Annotated in this window: 21 protein-coding genes; 11 read left to right on the top strand and 10 right to left on the bottom strand. The window is 50.0% G+C overall.

Features of this window, described 5'->3' with window-relative positions; all coding sequences use genetic code 11:
• Positions 1-9 precede the first annotated feature (9 nt).
• Entirely contained in the window at positions 10-360 is a 351-nt protein-coding gene (locus BIT28_RS10975) for a gamma-glutamylcyclotransferase family protein (RefSeq protein ID WP_075763595.1), read from the top strand.
• 43 nt (positions 361-403) lie between these two features.
• Here BIT28_RS10975 and BIT28_RS10970 read toward each other — a convergent pair whose 3' ends face one another.
• The 3 genes from BIT28_RS10970 to fbp form a co-directional block, all read right to left on the bottom strand.
• Positions 404-766: a rhodanese-like domain-containing protein gene (locus BIT28_RS10970; protein ID WP_075763594.1), complete on the bottom strand. Its 363-nt coding sequence runs from the start codon at positions 764-766 to the stop codon at positions 404-406.
• Between the two features lie 95 nt (positions 767-861).
• Positions 862-1,392, bottom strand: coding sequence for an inorganic diphosphatase (ppa, locus tag BIT28_RS10965; RefSeq protein ID WP_075763593.1), 531 nt, complete (start codon positions 1,390-1,392; stop codon positions 862-864).
• A 190-nt stretch (positions 1,393-1,582) separates the two neighbouring features.
• Positions 1,583-2,593 (bottom strand): class 1 fructose-bisphosphatase, encoded by a 1,011-nt coding sequence (gene fbp / locus BIT28_RS10960; RefSeq protein WP_075763592.1) that lies wholly within the window; start codon positions 2,591-2,593, stop codon positions 1,583-1,585.
• 205 nt (positions 2,594-2,798) lie between these two features.
• On the opposite strand from fbp, the gene mpl reads away from it, so the two are divergent.
• On the top strand, positions 2,799-4,160 hold the full coding sequence (mpl, locus tag BIT28_RS10955; protein WP_075763591.1) for a UDP-N-acetylmuramate:L-alanyl-gamma-D-glutamyl-meso-diaminopimelate ligase: 1,362 nt from the start codon (positions 2,799-2,801) through the stop codon (positions 4,158-4,160).
• Complete coding sequence (locus tag BIT28_RS10950; protein WP_075763590.1) at positions 4,157-4,786, top strand: flavin prenyltransferase UbiX; 630 nt, start codon at positions 4,157-4,159, stop codon at positions 4,784-4,786. Before mpl ends, BIT28_RS10950 begins: the two co-directional genes overlap by 4 nt.
• Before the next feature lie 89 nt (positions 4,787-4,875).
• Here BIT28_RS10950 and BIT28_RS10945 read toward each other — a convergent pair whose 3' ends face one another.
• From BIT28_RS10945 to argR, 4 genes are all read right to left on the bottom strand, one after another.
• Entirely contained in the window at positions 4,876-5,328 is a 453-nt protein-coding gene (locus tag BIT28_RS10945) for a universal stress protein (RefSeq protein ID WP_075763589.1), read from the bottom strand.
• A gap of 79 nt (positions 5,329-5,407) precedes the next feature.
• Positions 5,408-7,984: a TRAP transporter permease gene (locus BIT28_RS10940; RefSeq protein ID WP_075763588.1), complete on the bottom strand. Its 2,577-nt coding sequence runs from the start codon at positions 7,982-7,984 to the stop codon at positions 5,408-5,410.
• 130 nt (positions 7,985-8,114) lie between these two features.
• Positions 8,115-9,083 (bottom strand): TAXI family TRAP transporter solute-binding subunit, encoded by a 969-nt coding sequence (locus BIT28_RS10935; RefSeq protein WP_075763587.1) that lies wholly within the window; start codon positions 9,081-9,083, stop codon positions 8,115-8,117.
• 291 nt (positions 9,084-9,374) lie between these two features.
• Positions 9,375-9,845, bottom strand: coding sequence for a transcriptional regulator ArgR (gene argR, locus BIT28_RS10930; protein WP_075763586.1), 471 nt, complete (start codon positions 9,843-9,845; stop codon positions 9,375-9,377).
• 377 nt (positions 9,846-10,222) lie between these two features.
• Between argR and mdh the strand changes: the two genes are divergently transcribed.
• Entirely contained in the window at positions 10,223-11,161 is a 939-nt protein-coding gene (gene mdh, locus BIT28_RS10925; protein ID WP_075763585.1) for a malate dehydrogenase, read from the top strand.
• An 83-nt stretch (positions 11,162-11,244) separates the two neighbouring features.
• On the opposite strand, the gene BIT28_RS10920 is transcribed toward mdh, so the two are convergent.
• On the bottom strand, positions 11,245-11,436 hold the full coding sequence (locus BIT28_RS10920; RefSeq protein ID WP_075763584.1) for a hypothetical protein: 192 nt from the start codon (positions 11,434-11,436) through the stop codon (positions 11,245-11,247).
• A 127-nt stretch (positions 11,437-11,563) separates the two neighbouring features.
• Positions 11,564-12,535: an octaprenyl diphosphate synthase gene (gene ispB / locus BIT28_RS10915; protein ID WP_075763583.1), complete on the bottom strand. Its 972-nt coding sequence runs from the start codon at positions 12,533-12,535 to the stop codon at positions 11,564-11,566.
• A 456-nt stretch (positions 12,536-12,991) separates the two neighbouring features.
• Between ispB and rplU the strand changes: the two genes are divergently transcribed.
• The 7 genes from rplU (at position 12,992) to folA (ending at position 17,748) form a co-directional block, all read left to right on the top strand.
• Entirely contained in the window at positions 12,992-13,303 is a 312-nt protein-coding gene (gene rplU, locus BIT28_RS10910; RefSeq protein WP_036825723.1) for a 50S ribosomal protein L21, read from the top strand.
• A gap of 18 nt (positions 13,304-13,321) precedes the next feature.
• A complete protein-coding gene (gene rpmA, locus BIT28_RS10905) occupies positions 13,322-13,579 on the top strand; it encodes a 50S ribosomal protein L27 (protein ID WP_007467532.1) in 258 nt (85 codons plus the stop codon).
• 64 nt (positions 13,580-13,643) lie between these two features.
• Complete coding sequence (locus BIT28_RS10900) at positions 13,644-14,570, top strand: DMT family transporter (RefSeq protein WP_075763582.1); 927 nt, start codon at positions 13,644-13,646, stop codon at positions 14,568-14,570.
• Positions 14,571-14,658: 88 nt separating this feature from the next.
• Positions 14,659-15,840 carry an Obg family GTPase CgtA gene (cgtA, locus tag BIT28_RS10895; RefSeq protein WP_075763581.1) on the top strand — a complete coding sequence of 394 codons (1,182 nt, stop codon included), beginning with the start codon at positions 14,659-14,661 and terminating at the stop codon, positions 15,838-15,840.
• A 123-nt stretch (positions 15,841-15,963) separates the two neighbouring features.
• Positions 15,964-16,767: a threonine/serine exporter family protein gene (locus BIT28_RS10890; RefSeq protein ID WP_075763580.1), complete on the top strand. Its 804-nt coding sequence runs from the start codon at positions 15,964-15,966 to the stop codon at positions 16,765-16,767.
• Positions 16,764-17,237: a threonine/serine exporter family protein gene (locus BIT28_RS10885; protein WP_075763579.1), complete on the top strand. Its 474-nt coding sequence runs from the start codon at positions 16,764-16,766 to the stop codon at positions 17,235-17,237. The genes BIT28_RS10890 and BIT28_RS10885 overlap by 4 nt, the downstream gene beginning before the upstream one ends.
• Before the next feature lie 19 nt (positions 17,238-17,256).
• Positions 17,257-17,748, top strand: a complete 492-nt coding sequence (folA, locus tag BIT28_RS10880) for a type 3 dihydrofolate reductase (RefSeq protein ID WP_075763578.1) — start codon at positions 17,257-17,259, stop codon at positions 17,746-17,748.
• Between the two features lie 24 nt (positions 17,749-17,772).
• On the opposite strand, the gene BIT28_RS10875 is transcribed toward folA, so the two are convergent.
• Positions 17,773-17,980: integrase core domain-containing protein (locus BIT28_RS10875; RefSeq protein ID WP_139310459.1), on the bottom strand; the 208-nt coding region annotated here is incomplete at its 5' end.

The following is a 17,980-nucleotide window of genomic DNA, read 5'->3' as shown; positions in this document are numbered from 1 at the left end:
CCTGTTGTTGTGGCAAGAGTGTTTGTGTATGGGACATTGAGGGCTGGCCAGTCGAATCATGGCTTGCTAGAACAGGCATCCAGATTGGGGGGCTGTCAGTTGATGTCGGGTTATGTGCTTTTTAATCTCGGTAGTTATCCGGGGGCAAAAAAGAGCACCTCGAGTACTAGCCCGCTGTATGGTGAAGTCTACGAGGTTGATAGCCATACCATGACTTTGCTCGATCAACTCGAGGAGTACCCTGAGTTGTATACGCGCGAACTGGTCGAAACTGAATATGGGGTTGCCTGGATTTACCTGTACAACCTACCTGCTGCTGGCTTGCCTCTGATTAGCCATGGTGACTGGTGTCAAAGATAACAGTGTCTATTTGGCTTATTCGTCGCTGATGTTGGAGTGTTTGCTATGGACGTGGCATTGCCTCGTGTAATGCCTCGTAGCTTTCACCGTTGTAGATATACTGATAACCCAGTTGCGTGAGTACTTCTTCTGCGATCCCGGAACGTCGTCCGGAGCGGCAATAGAGAAAAATGGGCTGGGTTTTATCTTTGGCTATCGTTACCAGCCTGTCGATTTCATTAAAGGGGATGTTGATTGATTTTGGCAGGTGCCCGGCGATAAATTCTTCATTGGTTCGCACATCAACAATCAGCGGATTTCTTTCCTGGTGTAGTTGCCAGAATTGTTCGGGTGTTACCACTTCGGCCTGAACTGGGGAGGCAAGAAGAAGGGTGAAGAGAATGAGTTGACGTATTTTGCTGAGCATTTTACAGGACTAACCTCTGAATAATCATATCGGTGTTGTAAACGCTCCTTGTCAGCCTATGAGAGAAGGAGCGTTAATTCTTAACTGCTAGTCAGTTACTTTTCCTGTGCTCGCTTGAAGGATTCTACAATTTCTTCCTTCGCAGCCGCAGCATCAGCCCAGCCATCCACTTTTACCCATTTACCTGCTTCCAGCTCTTTGTATCGCTCGAAGAAGTGGGTAATTTGCGCTTTTAGAAGATCCGGTAAGTCATTGACGTCCTGAATATGGTCATACTCTTTGCTGAGCTTGCTATGTGGAACTGCAACCACTTTTGCATCTTCGCCGGACTCATCCGTCATTTTCAATACACCAACCGGGCGGCAGCGGATCACTGAACCCGGGACTAGCGGATAAGGGGTTGGTACCAATACATCGACAGGATCGCCATCAAGGGACAAAGTATGGTTTACATAACCATAGTTACAAGGATAGAACATCGGCGTTGACATGAAACGGTCGACAAACACTGCGCCGGTATCTTTGTCTACCTCGTATTTAATGGGGTCGGCATTGGCGGGGATTTCGATAACAACATAGATATCTTCAGGGATGTCCTTTCCTGCTGGCACCTGATTAAGGCTCATGATGTATTCCTTTTATTGAGTTAACTAATTGTTGACGATGTAATAAATTATAATACCAACTTCGTTAACGAGTTGTCTATTTAGTAACCGTTTTGTCCCGATGAGAGCAAAAAGAAGTGGCAAGCGGAAAGAAAGTCGGGGCTGAAATAAAACAGGCTGCCATGGCAGCCTGTTTTATTGAGTATCGCTTTTATTCAGGGAACTCTTCGAGGAAGGTCTCTACATTGCGGACCATCTTGGTCGAGCCGACAAAGAACGGCACCCGCTGGTGCAGCTCAGTTGGTTTGAGATCCATGATCCGGTTTTTACCGTCAGATGCCAGGCCACCAGCCTGCTCAATCAAAAATGCCATCGGGTTGCATTCATACAGCAGGCGCAGCTTGCCGTTCGGGTGAGTTGCAGTACTCGGGTACATATAAATACCGCCTTTTAGCAGGTTGCGATGAAAGTCAGCAACCAGAGAGCCAATGTAACGGGATGTATACGGACGGTTATCTTCAGGCACGTCTTCCTGGCAGTGCTTGATGTACTTTTTCACGCCCATTGGGAAGCGGATATAGTTCCCTTCATTAATAGAATAAATACGGCCGTCTTCCGGGATACGCATGCTTTCGTGTGACAGACAGAACACACCAAGTGATGGATCGTAGGTAAATCCATGAACACCGTTACCTGTGGTATAAACCAACATGGTCGAAGAGCCGTAGATGATGTATCCGGCTGCAACCTGGCGGTGGCCCGGCTGGAGGAAATCCTCTTCAGTCGGAGGGGTGCCGACAGGGGAAACTCGCTGGTAAATGGAGAAAATAGTCCCGACGGAAACGTTTACGTCGATGTTCGAAGAACCATCCAGTGGATCCATCAACACAACGTATTTCGCATTTAGGTTTAATTCTTTGTTGAAGGCAACGGCTTCGTCTTCTTCCTCACTGGCGACGCCACATACCTGATCTCGGGCTTCAAGTGCGGCCTTGAATTTTTCATTCGCGTAGAGGTCGAGCTTTTGCTGATCTTCACCTTGAATATTCTCGCCACCGGCCGATCCTGTGATATCAACCAAGCCTGCCTTGTTGATTTCACGGTTCACGATTTTAGCCGCTAGCTTTATAGAGCCCAGTAGTGAGGAGAGCTCACCGCTGGCATGGGGGAAGTCGGTCTGTTTCTCGACAATGAACTCACCAAGGGTTCTAATATCGGACATATACAATCCTTGCATCATGTTGTCATTGGGGCAGTTAAGTCAGGTACAATGTCTCTTACGGACAATTTTGGTACCTCTATATAGGATTTATAGCCTGTTAGTGCTGTAAATACGCATAAAGAATTGTATATAAAGATCTTTTTTATGGTACTGAAGTAACACCTAAGCGTGAAATCAACAGAATTTATCCAGTGAGCCGACAGTTATGCATATCCATATTCTAGGAATTTGCGGCACATTTATGGGCGGGGCCGCGATTCTCGCCCGCCAGTTGGGCCATACAGTTACCGGTTGTGATGCCAATGTTTATCCGCCGATGAGTACTTTGCTTGAATCTCAAGGTATTGAAATTATTCAGGGTTATGACCCATCACAGCTCAATCCGGCTCCCGACCTGGTCGTTGTCGGCAATGCCATGAGCCGGGGCAACCCTTGTGTAGAATATGTACTGAACAATAATCTGCGCTATACCTCAGGGCCGCAGTGGCTGCAGGAAATTTTGCTGCATGATCGCTGGGTGCTGGCAGTGGCCGGTACCCATGGCAAGACGACGACAGCCAGCATGCTGGCGTGGATCCTGGAAGATTGTGGTTATCAGCCGGGCTTTCTGGTTGGTGGCGTGCTCGGAAACTTCGGTGTTTCCGCGCGGTTAGGTGAAAGTATGTTCTTCGTTGTCGAGGCGGACGAATACGATAGTGCTTTTTTCGATAAGCGTTCTAAGTTTGTTCATTATCGACCACGCACGCTCGTTATGAACAATTTAGAGTTCGATCACGCAGATATTTTTGATGATTTGAAAGCCATCCAACGCCAGTTTCATCATTTAGTGAGAACTGTGCCGGGTAATGGCCGGATCCTGGCACCCAAAAATGTCGACAATATCCAGCAGACGTTGGATATGGGATGCTGGAGCGAGCTGGAATATACCGGCGAAGACGGTCACTGGCAGGCACGCAAACTCGTTGCCGACGGTAGCCAGTTTGAGGTGTACCTGGAAGGTGAACTTACTGGTGTTGTGAGTTGGGATCTGGTGGGCGACCATAATGTCAGCAATGCCCTGATGGCGATTGCGGCGGCCCGCCATGTGGGTGTTACAGCAGATTTGGCCTGTGAGTCATTGGCTAAGTTCATCAATACCAAACGTCGCCTGGAACTGAAAGGTGAGGTAAACGGGATCAGGGTCTATGATGATTTCGCCCACCATCCGACCGCCGTTGAGCTGACGCTTGGTGGTTTGCGGGCCAAGGTTGGCGATGAGCGTATCCTGGCTGTCCTGGAGCCGCGTTCTAATACCATGAAGCTGGGGGTGCACAAACAGGATTTGGCACCGGCGCTTGGGGTGGCAGATGAGGTGTTCATTTTCCAGCCGGATACCATTCCCTGGTCGGTTGATGAGATTGCCTCGGCCTGTTCTCAGCCGGCGGCTACAGATAGCGATTTGGCTGCGCTGGTGGCGAAAATCACTGAGTCGGCAAAGCCTGGCGATAATATTCTGGTGATGAGCAACGGTGGTTTTGGCGGTATTCATGACAAGCTACTGGCAGCTCTGGCAGAGAAAAGCGAATGAGTAGCAAGATCCAAAATAAGCGAATAACCCTTGCCTGGACGGGGGCCTCTGGCGCGCCTTATGGGCTGCGTTTGCTGGAAAGCCTGTTGGCTGCCGACTATCAGGTGTACTTGCTGGTTTCATCGGCGGCCCGGGTTGTGCTGGCAACGGAACATGGTCTTAAGTTGCCCTCTGGCCCGGATGCGGCGAAAAAGGCGCTGGTTGAGCATCTTGGTTGTGATGCCAGCAAGCTGGAAGTGTGTGGTAAAGAAGATTGGTTCTCGCCGGTGGCATCGGGTTCTGCAGCGCCGAAACAGATGGTGGTTTGCCCTTGCTCGGCAGGTACGCTGGCGTCTGTTGCGCATGGAATGTCTGATAATTTGCTCGAGCGTGCTGCCGATGTCGTTCTGAAAGAGCGCGGGCAGTTATTGCTGGTGGTACGGGAAACGCCGTTTTCGACACTGCATCTGGAGAACATGCTGAAGTTGTCAAAGATGGGAGTGACCATCATGCCGGCGGCACCTGGCTTTTACCATCAGCCTGAGAGTATTGAAGATCTGGTCGACTTTATGGTAGCAAGGATCCTCGATCACCTTGGTGTCGAGCAGGGGTTGGTTCCGCGCTGGGGTTACGATCAGAGACAGTGAACGCCGGAATGCGTTGATATTAATAAAAAGCCCGCTTGATGAGCGGGCTTTTTTGAGCGTACTTAATTACACCAATGACTCAGACAGGGTTAGACCTCTTGCAGGTGCGCCTGGGGTTTGATCACCACGACATTGATTGGTGAGTTCTCGACCACTTTGGAAGCGACAGAGCCCAGCATGACCTTATCTAGGCGAGAGCGTTTATGGCTCGGCAAAATGATCAGATCGGCACCCACTCGTCCCGCATGCTCAAGAATTGTGGTCCAGGTTTTCCCTTCGGAAACATACTGGTGGTGAACAATTTCATCCGGGATATGCTGGCTGGCGAAGTCTTTTAGCTGGTGCTGGGCATCTTGCATCATTTTTCGAGCGGCATCTTTCGGGAAATAGCTCGATACCATCGACATGTGAATGCCTGGGAGCACATTGAGCAAGTGGATCGTCGCATTGGACTGTTTGGCCAGCCAGACGGCCTGCTCGACGGCTTTGTCGGCGAAGCCTTGGTCGTTTAGATCAACGGGCACTAAAATCTGCTTATACATATTATTCTCTTTATTTTCATATAGGGAGAGTGAACTCTCCCTATAGTTTAGACCTGTATTGACCAGGTCAGTGGCAAGATTATGCGTGTGACAGTTGCTTGGCACGGCGGCGCTGGTTCCAGCCAAGGGCTCCCAGCAAGATGAGGGTCGGGACAAATACCCACTCTTTCATCGGCCTTACTGCCGGCAAGCTGACCTGGGTGATCTCCCAGTCAAAGTCAATACCGGCGGCTTCGGCCGGGCTGCCGAACTCAACCAGATCAACCAGCATCTTCTCGCCTTCCTGACGTAGCATCAGGCCTGTTGAGGCAATACGCTCGTCGGCGCTAACCGCATCTTCATCAAACGGTAGCAGCACATGCTTGCTTACCATTTTACCTTCAAGGTTTTCGCCGCTGACCTGCAGCTCAATAGGTTGGCCTATTGCCAGCTTGTCGGCAGCATCGACGATGAGCACTCCAGGCATTTCATGTTTTGCCGGGTAGACCATATCCCACCAGAATCCAGGCCTGAACAGCGAGAAGGTAATGAGAAGCAGGGCAATGACTTCCCACCATTTGGTCTTGGTAAACCACCATCCCTGAGTTGCTGCCGAGAAGGTAAGCATGGCGATAACTGCTGAGCTGACCGTCAGGAACAGGTGCCACCAGGTGTCGATATTCATCATCAATAGCTGGGTATTGAAGATAAACATAAATGGCAGGATGGCGGTACGGATATCATAGGTAAAGCCTTGGATACCGGTACGGATAGGATCGCTTTTGGCTATGGCCGCGGCCGCAAATGCAGCCAGACCAACTGGCGGGGTGTCATCAGCCAGGATACCGAAATAGAACACAAACAGGTGGACGGCGATCAGCGGAATGATCAGGCCGTTTTGGGCACCGAGTGTAACAATAACGGGAGCCATCAAGGTTGAGACGACAATGTAGTTGGCTGTGGTTGGCAGGCCCATACCAAGTACTAGGCTTATCACTGCGGTAAACAGTAGCATCAGCATGATGTTACCGCCGGAGATAAACTCGACGAAGTCGGTCATGACCAGTCCGATACCGGTAAGGGTCACGACTCCCACCACAATCCCGGCGGCTGCAGTGGCCACACCGATACCGATCATGTTGCGTGCACCGGATACCAAGCTTTCAAGCAGGTCATGAACGCCTTCTATCGAGGCTTCGCTGACGGTTTTCTCTTTATTGAACATCGCCAGCAGCGGACGCTGCGTGAGCAGGATAAATATCATAAAGACCGTCGCCCAGAAGGCAGAAAGACCGGGGGAGAAGCGCTCGACGGTCAGACACCAGACCAGTACGACGATAGGTAGCAGGAAGTAGAGTCCGGATTTGATAGTCGGCCCCGGATCGGGTACTTCGGTGATATCGTCTTCAGGGTTCTCCATCAGGTGATCCTGATAGTTGGCCGACACTTTAACTAGGGCAACGTAAGCAATGAGGATCACTACCCCGATGATTGGTGTTGCTGCGGCACCAAAGACGTCCTTGGTCCAGCCAACACCGTAGTAGACCATTGCGCTCAATACGATCAGGCCCACTATCGTGCTACTAAATGAGAGCAGGTTTTGTGCCAGAGTTGGTTTGTAGTGGCGTTTAAGTCCGGTCATGCCAGCCTTGCAGGCTTCGAGATGAACAATATACAGAAGGGCAATGTAAGAGATAAGTGCAGGCAACAATGCCGCTTTAATGACCTCTACATAGGAAATCCCGACATACTCAACCATCAGGAAGGCGGCAGCCCCCATAATCGGTGGTGTTAGCTGACCATTGGTGGAGGCGGCCACTTCGACTGCACCGGCCTTTGTGCCGGGAAAGCCGACTTTTTTCATCAGCGGAATGGTGAAGGTGCCTGTGGTTACTACGTTGGCAATCGATGAGCCGGAGACCAGACCAGATAGCCCAGAGGCCACAACGGCAGCCTTTGCCGGACCGCCACGCATGTGGCCAAGCAGTGAAAAGGCGACTTTGATGAAGTAGGCGCCGGCCCCTGCGCGTTCAAGCATTGCGCCAAACAGGACGAACAGGAAGACGAAGGAGGTTGATACGCCAAGGGCGATTCCAAATACCCCTTCGGTTGTCAGCCACAGATGTGACATGGCCTTATTAAGGCTGGCTCCTTTGTGGGCGATAACGTCTGGCATGTGCGGACCGCCGAAGGTGTACAGCAAGAAGACGGCTGCAACAACCATTAATGGCGGGCCGAGTGCACGGCGAGTGGCTTCAAGCAATAACACCATGCCGATAACGGCAATGACAATGTCAAACTGTGTTGGTGCGCCTGAGCGACCGGCTAGCTCGGTATAAAAGATATAGATATAGGCGGCGGAAAAGCTGCCTGCCAGTGCCAGGGCCCAATCAACAATAGGGATACGATCCCGGGGAGAATGTTTCAGCGCCGGGTAGGCGGTGAAAGCCAGAAAAATGGCAAATGCCAGGTGGATCGAGCGGGCTTCGGTATCGTTCAATACACCAAAGTTAAAAATAAACGGAAGCGGTGAGGCATACCACAGCTGGAACAGTGACCAACACAGCGGGACGAACCATAAGATGCGTCCAGCCATTCCAACAGGATTCCTTGCCCCTGTGTCTGCCTGAGCCACCATATCCTGCACATCTGTCGACGCTTCGGTTGTCTTAGTCATGCATAATCCTTCTTCGATGGACTAGGTAAAAAAGTGTTTATTATTATTTTTATAGGTAGGTGAAATAGCATGCGCCGCTTGCGCGGCGCATGAGTGGCAACAAGTGCCTGATAAAGGGAGTCAATATAGGTTACTTCAGGTAACCTGCTTCCTTGTAGTAGCGCTCAGCACCTGGATGTAGAGGAATGGATAGACCATCCTTTACCATGTTCTCAGGTTTTAGGTTAGCAAATGCCGGGTGAAGGCGTTTGAAGGTATTGAAGTTTTCAAATACCGATTTCACAAGCGCGTAGACAACATCATCAGATACGTCGGTAGAGGAAACCAACGTTGCCGCAACACCAAAGCTGTTTACGTCGTCGTTGGTGCCCTTGTACATGCCGCCAGGTACTGTGCTCTTAGCGTAGTACGGGTTGTCGGCAACGATCTTGTCGATCGCAGCGCCAGTAGCCGGAACTAGCTTGGCCTCACAAGAGGTTGTTGCTTCTTTGATTGAACCGTTTGGATGGCCAACTACATAGACGAAGGCATCAATTTTGTTGTCGCATAGTGCCTGGGAGCGCTCGGAGCCTTTGAGTTCGGAGGCCAGTTTGAAATCGGCGTTGGTCCAGCCCATCGCATCCATCACCACACCCATGGTGGCGCGGTCGCCAGAGCCTGGGTTACCAATGTTTACACGCTTGCCTTTTAGATCTGCAACACCGTTGATGCCAGAATCGGTACGGGCAATGATGTTGAACGGTTCGGTGTGGATCGAGAATACCGCGCGCAGTTTTTTGTAGGCACCCTGATCTTTGAACTTGCTGGTACCGTTATAGCCATGGTACTGCCAGTCAGACTGAACAATACCGAAGTCCAGTTCACCGGCACGCATAGTATTGACGTTGTAGATAGAGCCGCCTGTGGATTCTACCGAGCAGCGGACATTGTGCTGCTTGCGGTCTTTGTTTACGAGCTTACAGATCGCGCCACCAGTCGGGTAGTAAACCCCAGTGACGGAGCCGGTGCCAATTGTGATGAAGTCCTGGGCACTGGCCATGCCGCTAGTCATAACTGCTGCGGCTAAAGCACTGATTTTAACAATTTGTTTTAATGCCATGTTTGTCCCTTCCTAATTGTTGTTATCTCCAGTATGGAAATGGTTTCCATCGGTGGAAAAGGCATATTTGCTCAAGCAAATCAGAACGATGATAGCAAAAGAGACCAGGAAAATTAAAATTATGTTAATGATTGTTTGCCGGATTACTGGAAAAAAAGCACAGAAATGATATTGAAAAAGGAATAATTATTTATATCAATCATGTACTTGCATGAGAAATATGCAATTTATGAAAGTTTTTCTGAATGTGAGCTCTCTCTCATTTGCTGAGAGAGAGGATCGGGAAGATTTTTAGTTGCTGTAGTCAAAAAGCTTGCACACCGAACTGAACAATTCTTCGGTAGAAATGGAGTTTGTCGGGGTAATAAAAATCGTATCGTCGCCTGCGACTACGCCCAGAATACCTTCTGCCTTGCCTAGCGAATCTAATAGGCGGGCAATCACCTGAGCGGCACCAGGCCCGGTGTGAATAACAACCAGCGCACTGTTGTAATCAATCTCCATGACCAGCTCTTTGAGCGGGCTGCTGGTGGTTGGTACACCCAGCTCCACGGGCAGGCAATAGACCATCTCCATCTTAGCGTTGCGGGTGCGGACAGCACCAAACTTCGTCAGCATGCGAGAGACTTTTGACTGGTTTATATTGTCGAACCCCTGAGCTTTCAAGGCATCTACAATTTCACCTTGAGAGCTGAATTTTTCTTCTTTTAGAATGGCTTTGAATGCTTTGACTAAGCGTTCTTGTTTATCTGAATTTCGCATAAGTAAATTTCATATACAGGGACGAGGTGCCGTATTCTTGCATAACCCTCTGGTTGGTAGCAAACCATGTTCATGGAAACTGGAGTGTTAGTCACCATTCTGGTGGAATAGGATGAATAATTATTTAACTCTGATTGGTTTCTTCGCCATTTGTCGACTGCAATCCCGAGAAAGAAATGTTATATATATGTAGCACATTTTATTCTTGCTTATGCGTGACATCGCAAAGCTGGTTGGGTTTGATTGTATTTCACTATTTGTTGCTATAACGTCATCAAGACCAATCAAATGAAATCATGGTCTTAGCTGAGTTATGTCTTCATTTGATTGGTTTTAGGTCTGAAAAAAATATACTTCTATCGTAAAGGAGAACGAACATGAAAGTTGCTGTAATTGGCGCTGCTGGCGGTATCGGCCAGGCTCTGGCTCTGCTTCTGAAAAACCGCCTGCCTGCGGGCTCTGATCTGGCGCTGTACGATATTGCGCCGGTAACACCGGGTGTTGCTGCTGATCTGAGTCATATCCCTACACCGGTTTCAATCAAAGGTTATGGTGGTGAAGATCCGACTCCTGCACTGGAAGGTGCTGACGTTGTTTTGATTTCTGCAGGTGTTGCGCGTAAACCAGGTATGGATCGCGCGGATCTGTTTAATGTCAATGCGGGCATCGTTAAGTCTCTGGCTGAAAGAATTGCCGTTGTATGTCCGAATGCCTGTGTAGGTATCATTACGAACCCTGTTAACACTACGGTGGCGATTGCTGCTGAAGTACTGAAGAAAGCCGGTGTCTATGATAAGCGTAAGCTGTTCGGCGTAACAACCTTGGATGTTATCCGTTCTGAAACTTTTGTGGCCGAGCTAAAAGATATCGATCCGGGCCAGGTACGCGTACCTGTTATCGGTGGTCACTCTGGCGTAACGATTCTTCCTCTGCTTTCACAGGTCGAAGGTGTTGAGTTCACCGAAGAAGAAATTAAGGCGCTGACACCGCGCATTCAGAATGCCGGTACCGAGGTTGTCGAAGCAAAAGCGGGTGGCGGCTCTGCGACATTATCAATGGGTCAGGCTGCATGCCGCTTCGGTCTTGCCCTGGTGCGTGCGCTTCAGGGTGAAGAAGGCGTTGTCGAATGTGCCTACGTTGAAGGCGAAGGCCAGCATGCTCGCTTCTTTGCTCAGCCTGTGCGTCTGGGCAAGGACGGCGTAGAAGAGGTGATGGATTACGGCAAGCTAAGTGCATTCGAGCAGGATGCACTGGAAAGCATGCTAGATACCCTTCAGGGCGATATCACTAAAGGCGAAGAGTTTGCTGCGCAGTAAACTGACTCAGCGATAGTAAAAAAGCGGCCTATGGCCGCTTTTTTTATATCTGGCTACCTATATCGGTTCGGTAAATGTGAGAGTTAGTAATAGCTGTCACATCCGGTGTGAAGCTGGGGCTGCTCTCTGATGTCGTCACAGTTTATGTTGATGCGTTTGTGATCACTCATACTCTCGATAATGGCAGTATTATGTTCCTGGTCAACGTCAATCACTTCTGCGACACCCTGCTGGCATTCTACCCACATTCCCGGTTTAAGATCTTTGGCTTGCATAATCAACCTCCGCTAGATCACAAGGATCACTGTTAACTATAGAACAAGAAAAGGATCCTCTTTTGGGGCCGGAAGATCAAAAAAGCCTGCGCAGGGCAGGCTTTGGGATCCGGGATGGGAGTGCGGCTTACTTGTTACGCTTGACGGCCAGGTGAGCCAGTGCGATAAGTGCTTCTTTGTGCTCTGAATCAGGAACAGCACCAAGGCAGGCAATCGCTTTTTCTGCTTCTTGCTCGGCACGTTGCTGGGTATATTCCAGTGAACCGACTTCATGCATACAGGCCAGGATCGGTTCAAGCTTGTCAAGGCCGTCACCTTTCTCAATGGCTTCCCGGATCATTGCGGCCTGCTCGGCATTCCCATGATGCATGGCATGCAATAGCGGAAGGGTTGGTTTGCCCTCGGCCAGGTCATCACCGACATTTTTTCCCATTTCCTCACCGTCGGCATTGTAATCCAATACATCGTCGATAAGCTGGAAGGCCGTACCTAAGAAGCGACCGTAGTCCTGCAAGGCAACTTCGATATGTTCCGGGGCATCGGCAAGAATGGCAGCGACCTGGGTCGCGGCTTCGAACAAGCGAGCGGTTTTTGAGTAGATAACCTGCATATAGTTATCTTCCGTGGTATCCGGATCATTGCAGTTCATCAACTGTTGCACTTCGCCTTCGGCGATCACATTTACGGCTTCGCTCATAATGTCGAGGATCCGTAGGGATCGCAGACTGGTCATCATCTGGAAGGAGCGAGTATAGATATAATCACCCACCAAAACGCTGGCGGCATTGCCGAACATGGCATTGGCGGTTGCCTTGCCACGGCGCATATCTGATTCATCGACAACATCGTCATGAAGTAGTGTTGCAGTATGCGTAAACTCGATAAAAGCTGCGGCAGTCGTGTGTTTGCTACCTTCATAGCCAAGGGCGCGGGCAGCCAAGACGGCCAGCATTGGACGCAGGCGTTTTCCGCCGCCACTGACAATGTAAAAACCGAGTTGATTGATTAAGGCCACATCTGAATTCAGCTGTGCCAGTATCTTCGCGTCAACTTCCGCCATATCTTTGGCGGTAAGCGCTTGGATAGCTTTAAAATCCATTGTATATCCAGCAAAATTGTTTGCCGCACCAGGCGGAAAAGTTAAGTATACCAACTGACAATAAACAGACGTCAAGCAGTGGTGGCAGGGTAGTTGCAAAGGTTGTCGGCATTATTATACGTGATGCTTATCCGAAAACTGCTACGATGAGCTGTAGCACACTTTACCTCTAAAACTTCCCGCCCAGGCATGAAATCGCTGGCTATTGTTGTCAATTGGCATCAAAAATATTTACCGAATACTACACTAAAACCCCGCTATCTTCATAACCTCGTTTACGTTTAAATCAGGGACTTTTATTACTGGCTAGCTTTTCGCCATTTTTCTTCGCTTAATGGGTTGCCAGAAGTCCTGTTTTCGCGTAACATTCGCGCCCTATTGATGACAAGATTAAGCGCATACCCATAGCCCGAGTTATAAGTGGCTAATGGCCTATGCGGACAAGCGGAGTAAGACATGTACGCTGTTTTCCAAAGTGGTGGTAAACAACACCGTGTAAGCGAAGGCCAGACCCTACGCTTAGAAAAACTAGACGCTGAAACTGGTGCTAGCGTTGAATTTGATTCAGTTCTTCTTGTAGCTAACGGCGAAGAAGTAACTGTAGGTGCACCTTTCGTAGCTGGCGGTAAAGTAACTGCTGAAGTTGTTACTCACGGTCGTGGCGATAAAGTAAAAATCGTTAAGTTCCGTCGTCGTAAGCACTCTCGTAAGCAAGCGGGCCACCGTCAGTGGTTCACTGAAGTCAAAATCACTGGCATCAGCGCTTAATAACAGGAGAATTTAAAGATGGCACACAAAAAAGCTGGCGGTTCTACTCGTAACGGTCGCGATTCAGAAAGCAAACGTCTAGGTGTTAAGCGTTTCGGTGGCGAATCTGTACTAGCAGGTAACATCATCGTTCGTCAGCGTGGTACTAAATTCCACGCTGGTAACAACGTAGGCCTAGGTAAAGACCACACTCTATTCGCTCTATCTGACGGTAAAGTGAAGTTCGAAGTTAAAGGTCCTAAGAACCGTAAATTCGTATCTATCGAAGCTGAATAATTCAGTCTCATAACGAATTATAAAGCCCTGCCTACTGGCGGGGCTTTTTGTTATGGAAGGGTTTATGCCAAATCAGAACCCGACGGCAGGTATCCTCCTGGCGCTGACGACAGCGTTTTTCTGGGGAGCATTGCCGATCGCAATGAAACAAGCCGTAGAAGTGATGGAGCCATTTACTATTGTCTGGTATCGCTTTGTAACGGCTTCGCTCGGACTGGGCCTGTGGCTATATTGGCGTAGGCAGCTGCCTCAGGTTCGTGCATTGGGGATTGCTGGATATAGCACCCTGCTGCTGGCGAGTATTGGTCTGGCGGGGAATTTTGTGCTGTTTAACAGCGCACTGGAATACCTTAACCCGCCTGTTGTGCAGGTTATTATCCAGCTGGCACCGGTCATTTTGTTGTTGTCCAGTGTGTGGCTGTTTAAAGAGAAGCTGGGTGTACATCAGGTTATTGGTGTGAGCTGCCTGATGTTTGGCTTGTTGCTGTTTTTCAATGAACGGCTTGTCGAGCTGTTTACCAGCTTTACAGGTTATACTCTGGGTGTTGTGCTCGCCGTGCTGGCAGCACTGGTATGGGTCGTTTACGGCCTGGCCCAAAAAGTCATGCTCAAGCAGTTTAGCTCGCCTCAGATCTTATTGATGATCTATTTGATCTGTGCCCTGATGCTGACACCATTGGCAGTACCTGAACAGATCTTGCTGATGGATCAGAGACAGCTGGGCATGTTGATGTTTTGCTGTATAAATACCCTGGTCGGCTATGGCGCGTTTGCGGAAGCAATGGCCCGCTGGCAGGCCTCGCAAGTGAGTGCAGTAATCACCCTGGCTCCCTTGTTTACAATTATTTTTGTCGACCTAGCCAGTATGTTCTGGCCACAGTACTTTGCTGCCGCCGCCCTGAATGTGATGGGGTATGTTGGCGCTATCGTTGTGGTAAGTGGTGCAATGTTTTGTGCTATTGGCCATAAATTTATCAGGCAGCATAACTAGTCAAGGTCAATTACAATAGGTTAATAGTGCCGGGAAATTGCTGACGGTCCTGGTCGAGAAGTTTTAACGCCACAGCGCGGAGAAAGAGATGAAGTTTGTAGATGAAGCGGCAATTCGAGTCGATGCCGGTGACGGTGGCAACGGTACAGTAAGTTTCCGTCGTGAGAAATACGTACCGAAGGGCGGCCCTGACGGTGGTGACGGCGGTGATGGCGGTGATGTTTATCTGCTGGCCGATGAGAACCTCAATACCCTGATTGACTACCGTTTTGAACGATTCCATGCTGCGCAGCGTGGCGAGAATGGTCGGGGCGGTAACTGTACCGGTAAGCGTGGCGAAGACAATGTGCTGTCGGTGCCTGTAGGTACTCGCGCTGTTGATGAAGAAACGGGTGAAGTGATTGCTGATCTGACCCAGCATGGCATGAAGATCATGGTTGCCAAGGGGGGCTTCCATGGCCTGGGCAATACCCGCTTCAAGTCATCGGTAAACCGTGCACCTCGTCAGAAGACGATGGGTACCAAGGGTGAAGTGCGTCATCTTCGCCTGGAGCTATTATTGCTGGCTGATGTAGGCATGCTGGGCTTGCCAAATGCCGGTAAATCAACCTTTATTCGCTCTGTATCGGCTGCAAAGCCGAAGGTCGCCGACTATCCGTTTACGACTTTGGTTCCGAGCCTGGGTGTGGTACGTGTCGATAGCGAGCGCAGCTTTGTGGTTGCCGATATTCCTGGTCTGATCGAAGGCGCTGCTGACGGTGCTGGCCTGGGGATTCGTTTCCTTAAGCACCTTGAGCGTTGTCGTGTGCTGCTGCACATGATTGATCTACTGCCTGCTGATGGTTCTGATCCGATTGAGAACGCATTCACGATTCTTAATGAGTTGGATCAGTACAGCGAGAAGCTGGCAAACAAGCCGCGCTGGATCGTATTCAATAAGGTTGATCTTCTGCCGGAAGATGAAGCGCAGGAAAAGATCGAGGCGATCTTGGAAGCGCTGGCCTGGGAAGATGATTATTACTGTATTTCAGCACTGAACCGTATGGGTACCAAAGAGCTGACCTATGACTTGATGAAGCAGATTGAGTCAATGCCAGTGGAAGTTTTCGAAGAAGACGAAACAGATACTGAAGAGAAGAAGGTCGAGTTCAAGTGGGACGATTATCACGAGCAGCAGGTGAAGAAAGCCGAAAGCAGTGATGACGACGATGATGACTGGGACGACTGGAACGAAGATGATTATGATGTAGAGATTATCTACAAACCGTAATTAACACCGTTGTTAAAAGCCGCTCTTGGGAGCGGCTTTTTTGTGTCTGGTCAACGCAGTAGACTAATAATTGTCTGATAATTGAACTTTTTGGTATTAGCAGACACACTCAGAGGGAAGGAAATGGTAAGTGGGGCGGAGCCGTTGACACCAACGTTAACAGAGCCACAGCAACGGGAAATATCGAGGTTGGCCGTATTGGCAGGCCAGCGGCTGCTTCAGCATGGGGCTGAAAGCACGCTGGTGACGGATGTTACCTGCCGGTTAGGACGGGCATTGGGCGTTGAAAGCGTCGAGGTGTCATTGTCTGCCAGTTCAATGGTGATCACGACATTGAGCCATGGACGGTGTATTACAACCACTCGCCGCTGTCAGGATCGCGGGATCAATATGCAGGTGGTCACCGAGGTACAGCGGGTCGTTATCATGGCCGAGCGCGGTTTGCTGGATATTCAGGGGGTGCATGATCGTCTGTTAAAGATCCAGGCGCTGCGTTATAATCGTGTGTTGGTTATTTTTATGATTGGCCTGTCCTGTGCTTCATTCAGCCGCCTTGCCGGCGCTGACTGGCCGGTCTTCTTTCTGACCTTCTTTGCCTCTTCCGTCGGGATGTTTGTCCGTCAGGAGATCGCTCATTGCCACTTTAACCCTCTGGTTAACTTTGGCGTAACCGCCTTTGTGACCACGCTGATCTCTGGCTTCGGCCAGGTGTACCAGATCGGTGAAGCCCCTTTTCTGGCGATGGCCTCTTCGGTGTTGATGCTAGTGCCTGGTTTTCCGCTGATTAATGCCATATCCGATATGGTGAAGGGCTATGCCAACATGGGGATAGCGCGCTGGACCATGGCAACCTTGCTGACGTTGTCGACGAGCATGGGCATTGTTGCTGCGATGAATGTGCTCGGCGTCTGGGGGTGGCTATCATGATTAATGTCGATTTTTTGCTGGCTCTGCTCAATGATATGTTTTTTGCAATGATCCCGGCGGTCGGCTTTGCGCTGGTGTTCAATGTGCCGCAAAAGGCGCTGAAGTATTGTGCCATCGGGGGCGCTTTGGGACACGGAAGCCGGTTTGTTCTGATGCACTGGGGGGTCCCTATCGAGTGGGCGACTCTGGGAGCGGCGACCCTGGTCGGGATGATCGGAGTTCATTGGTCACATCGTTTTCTTGCCCATCCGAAAGTGTTCACCGTGGCTGCGATGATCCCTATGGTACCCGGTGTGTTTGCGTTCAAGGCGATGATTGCACTGGTTGAAATCAACCACAGAGGCTTTAGTCCCGAGCTGTGGGCGCTGATGCTGGAAAATGTTATCAAGGCTGTATTTATTGTTGCCGCGCTGGCAATTGGGCTGGCAATGCCGGGGTTATTGTTTTATCGTCGCCGTCCTGTGGTTTAGTTTTTGCTGGGGGAATGAAATGAAGATCAGTATGATCGCGGCAATGGCCAATGATCGGGTGATTGGCAAGGACAACGCGATGCCTTGGCATTTACCGGCCGACTTTGCCTGGTTTAAGCGCTCGACGTTGGGTAAGCCTATCGTGATGGGACGCAAGACGTTTGAGTCGATCGGCCGACCGCTACCCGGGCGCCAAAATATAGTGATTAGCCGCAATCCGGATTTTCAAGCCGAAGGCGTAACCGTCGTCGGTGATATTGATGCTGCCAAGCTGGCTGCCGGTGAGGTCGATGAGTTAATGATCATCGGTGGAGGTAGTATTTACGGTGCCTGTCTACCTGATGCCGAGCGCCTGTACCTGACATTCATCGATTTTGATGTCGAGGGGGATACCTGTTTTCCCGAGTGGGGTGAGGGCTGGCAGGAAGTGCACAGTGAGACGTACCATGCCGATGAGAAAAACGCCCACGATATGCGCTTTGTTATCCTCGAACGCCGATATTTTGTCTAGTCCTAAAATAGGTTGACGCTTTTTTTATGAAGCCAGTAGGTACTCCCTGCTGGCTTTTTCATGCACCTCACTCGGGGTCTTCATCCCCAAGCTCATATGTGGCCTCAAGTCGTTATATATCGATATCGACTCTTTCACTAACACCATGAGTTCCTTCATCGTGTTGCATTGATAGAGCAGGAACTCACTCTTTAGTATCCCGTTAACTCGCTCAGCAAGGGCGTTCTGATAG

This window comes from Photobacterium proteolyticum, from assembly GCF_001939735.1.
GTDB lineage: Bacteria > Pseudomonadota > Gammaproteobacteria > Enterobacterales > Vibrionaceae > Photobacterium > Photobacterium proteolyticum.
This window is presented reverse-complemented; position numbering and strand designations above follow the sequence as displayed.